Below are 4,080 nucleotides of genomic sequence, written 5' to 3'. Positions count from 1 at the left end.
GGGCAGCAGCGCGTCGGCGCCGTCGGGGACGGTGTGCAGCAGGCCGGCCTCGGCGGCGGTGAGCGCCTCGCCGGCGGTCGCGACCAGGTCGCGGGTGGTGCGGCCGGCGATCTGTGCGGCGCCGACCGGCGGGGTGAGGGCGCCGAGTTCGGCGGGGTCGACGGTGCCGGCGCCGAGCGAGACGGCGGTGTCCAGGCAGGCGAGCCGGCCGGCCCGGGTCGCGGTGGCGAAGCGGTGGCCGCGGAGGCGGTCGCGGACGGTCTCGGGGGCGGCGAGCAGGCCGGGCGCCTCGGCGAGGGTGCGGGCGAGGGCGGCGGCGACCGAGTCGGGGCCGGCCGGGACGAGGTCGAGGAAGCCGTTGTCGGCCCGCTCCTCGCCCGGTTCGGCGGAGAGGGCGGCCAGTGCGGTGGCGGCCAGGGTGCGGATGCCGTCCTCGGTCGGCGCGTGGCCGGGGCCGGTGGCGCGGCGCAGCCGCAGCAGGTTGAGCAGCAAGCCTGCGGTGCCCATCGGGGTGTCGGGCTGCGGGGTGCGGGCGGGGCGTCCGGGGCGGGGTTCGGCGGGGGTGGCGACGGCGAGTGCGCCGGGCACCAGGGCCTGGGCGCGGGTGAGGAGTTCGGGTTCGCCGAGCAGGACGCCGGCGCGGGCGAGGGCGTGGATCAGCGAGCCGGGGCCGGCCAGGCCGCCGGGGACGGGGGCGCCCGCGGCGAGCCGGGTGTCGGCGGCGAAGGCGAAGCCGCGCGGGGAGTCCGGGTCGATGAGGTCGGCGGCGGTGGTGAGGGCGTGCAGGGCGGCGCGGTGGAAGCGGGGTTCGCCGGTGGCGGCCCAGAGTTCGGCGAGCAGGACGGCGAGGCCGGGGGTTCCGGTGACGAGGTCGAGGCCGAGCACCTCGACCTGGCGCAGCCCGGTGCCGGGGTACCAGCTCTGGCCGAGCCAGCCGTGGCCGCGCCGGTCGGCGAGGATGCGGTCGCCGACGGCGACGGCGTGGCCGAGGAGTTCGCCGGCGCCGGGGGTGGTGGTGCGGCGGGGCCGGGCGGCGGTCGGGGCGGGCAGTTCGGTGCCGGCCCGGGCGGCGTCGATGCAGCCGGTGAGGACGGCGAGGTGGGTGTCGAGGTCGAAGGTGTCGAGTTCGGCGACCCGGTGCTGGAGGCGCTGCCAGCCGGTGCCCTGGAAGTGCCCGGGGATCTCCCGGCCGTCGGCGGTGAAGACCGAGGTGGAGGTGGTGAGCGAGCGGAAGAACGGGATGTCGAGGACGCGGTAGGAGTCGAGTTCGGCGAGGACGACGTCCAGCAGGTCGCCGCGGCCGGGGTCGCCGGCCCGGGCGGTGACGGCGCCGTGCAGGGCGCCGGCGATGACCGTCTCGCGGGTGGCGCCGCTGTCGAGGGCGAGCGGGCTGGTCGAGGCGCGGACGATCTTGTAACCGTCCCAGGTGTGCCGCCAGATGTAGCGCACCCAGATGCCCCGGAAGGGCGCCAGCGGGCCGTCCGCGGAGGCGAGTTCGCCGCGCAGCGCGTACAGCGCGGCATGCATCTCGCGGTAGCCGGCGGTCAGCTCCTCGGTGTACTGCCACGGGTCGGCGGTCTCGCCGTCGTGGACGGGCCGGTACGGGGGCAGCGGCAGCGCGGGGACGCCGGGGGCGACCTCCAGGCCGCCGATCCGGGAGAGGCAGCCGATGTCGAGGGCGCCGGAGTGCTTGGCGGGCGTCCACGCCTGGAAGGCCATCGCGGTGCGCACCACGGTGGACTCCAGCTCGTCCAGCAGGCCGTGCTGGCCGGGGCTGAGCACCGGCGGCGCCTGTACCCGCGGGTAGAGCAGGCACTCCAGGTCGATCAGGGCGGGGTGCTCGCCGTCGGCGATCAGGTTGTCGGCCCACAGGTCGCGGCCCTCCAGCAGCTGGACGAGCCGGATCGTCATGCCGAGCCGCCGGTAGAAGCGGGCGAAGCCGCCGCGGTCCGCGCAGGGGCGGTGCGGGACGAGCTCCTCCCAGCCGTAGTCGCTCTCGCAGTCGGCGGCGAGCGAGGCGCCGTGGCCGTCGTCGCCGCGGTCGCTGCGCAGCAGCACGGTGCGTTCCGGCAGGTCGAGCGGGAGATCGCGGTTGAGCCGGCGGACGAGGTCGAGGTAGGCGGCGGCGTGCCGCATGTCCTTGGGCTTGTAGACGACGGCCGGGCCGGTCGCGAAGTGCAGCAGGGCGACCGAGCGGCCGCCGGCGTGCCGGTCGCCGGCGTCGCCGCGGACCTGGTCGAGGGGCCCCGGGTCCTCGCCCTGCCAGAGCTGCTCGACGAGCAGCGCCCGGTCGGCGGCGAGCCGGGCGAACAGTTCGGTCTGCACGTGCTGCCACTGCCGGCAGACGGTGCCGACCAGGTACGCGAGGGCGGGCAGCCGCTCCAGCCGGGCGAGCCAGCCCTCGACGGAGGTGTCCAGGCCGCCGGCGGCGTCCCAGTCGGTGGCGCGCGGCCGGCCGGTGGCGGCCTGCAGTTCGTGGCAGAGCGAGAGGTTGCAGGCCTCGGTGAGCCGGGCGGTCAGGGCGCCGGCCAGGTCTCCGCGGGCCCGGTCGGTGACCGGGACGCCGAGGATCCCGCCGGGGCCGTCGGGCAGCAGCGCTCGGGCGGCGGCCCCGAAGGCGGCGGTGAGGGCGCCGGGCGCGGTGGTCTCCGGGCCGGGTGCGGCGGGCAGGGTGCGCAGGAAGGCCGCGAGGGCGAGCGCCCAGGGCGGCAGCGCGGCCGGGTCGGCGAGGACGACCGGGCGCAGGCCGTCGCCGAGCGGCCGGCCGGTCTCCGCGAGGTGGTCGAGCAGGACACCGGCGCCGCCGTGGCCGCCGGCGGCGCGGCGCAGCCAGGTGTCGACGGCGGCGGCGCGGGTCCGCCGGTCCTCGTCCGGGTCGGGGGCGAAGTGTGCGGTGCCGTCCGGCCGGGCGGCGGCCCGGTCCTCGAAGGAGGCCGCGGCGGCCACCACGGCGCGCAGCCGCTCGTCGCCCCGGGCGGTGCCGGGGAGCAGCCGGGCGGGGCCGTCGGCACCCTCGTCGGCGGCTGCGTCGGCGGGGCGGAGCCAGGTCTGCAGGTCGAGCGACATCTCACATCTCCTGGAGTCGGGCGAGGCGGGTGAACAGCGGGTCGGTGCCGAGCAGTTCGTCGTACGTGCCGGTGGCGGTGACCCGCCCGCCGGAGAGCACGTGGATGCGGTCGGCGGTGCGGACGGTGCTGAGCCGGTGGGCGATGACGATGCGGGTGGTGTCGAGGCCGGCGACGGCCTCGGCGACCTTGCGCTGGGTGGCGTTGTCGAGGGCGGAGGTGGCTTCGTCGAGCAGCAGCACGGCGGGCCGGCGGACGAGGGCGCGGGCCAGCAGCAGCCGCTGGACCTGCCCGCCGGAGAAGCCCTGGGCGTCCTCGCCGATCCGGGTGCCGAGGCCGAGCGGCAGGCGGCGCAGGTCGTCGGCGATGCCGGCGAGTTCGGCGGCCTCCCAGATGCGGTCCTCGGTGACCTCGCTGTCGGTGCCGGCGAGGTTCTCCAGCAGGGAGCCGCGCAGCATCCGGCCGTGCTGGAGGACGGCGCCGAGCCGGCGGCGGACCAGCCGGGCGTCGAGGCCGGCGAGGTCCCGGCCGTCGTAGCGGACGGTCCCCGACTCCGGCTGCTCGAAGCCGAGCAGCAGCCGTACCAGGGTGGACTTGCCGGCGCCGGACGGGCCGACCACGGCGACCAGTTCGCCGGGTGCGGCGTGCAGCGAGACGCCGTCCAGGGCGGGGGCGGCGGTGCCCGGGTAGCGGAACACCGCGTTCTCCAGGGCGACGTCGCCGCCGAGCGGGCCGGGGTCGGCGAGTGCCCCGCGGCGCTCGCCCGGTGCGGACTCGGCGAGGATCGGCCGCAGCCGGTCCAGCACGGGGGCGATGCCGTAGGCGCCGGCGGCGGCGTGGGTGACCTGGCCGAGCGCCATGGCGACCTGGCCGGCGGCGACACCGGCGGCCATCAGGTGCCCGGACGGGGTGTCCCCGGCCGCCGTCGCGCCCGCCAGCAGCACCGCCAGCAGCAGCGGTTGCAGGGCGGCGGTCAGCGCACCGGCCGCGGCGTCGGCCCGCTGGGCGACCGCCC

2 protein-coding genes are annotated in these 4,080 nt (G+C 78.1%); both read right to left on the bottom strand.

What is annotated here, in order from left to right; genetic code table 11:
* A partial coding sequence (locus tag ABZ641_RS28050) for a type 2 lanthipeptide synthetase LanM (RefSeq protein WP_359986081.1) occupies positions 1-3,066 on the bottom strand: 3,066 nt, incomplete at its 3' end.
* 1 nt (position 3,067) lies between these two features.
* Positions 3,068-4,080 (bottom strand): ATP-binding cassette domain-containing protein (locus tag ABZ641_RS28045; protein WP_359986078.1); only part of this gene is annotated, 1,013 nt, incomplete at its 5' end.

Source organism: Kitasatospora sp. NPDC007106, from assembly GCF_040634455.1.
Classification (GTDB): domain Bacteria; phylum Actinomycetota; class Actinomycetes; order Streptomycetales; family Streptomycetaceae; genus Kitasatospora; species Kitasatospora arboriphila.
Note: the sequence above shows the minus strand (reverse complement) of the source record. Positions and strands in the feature narration are given on the sequence as shown.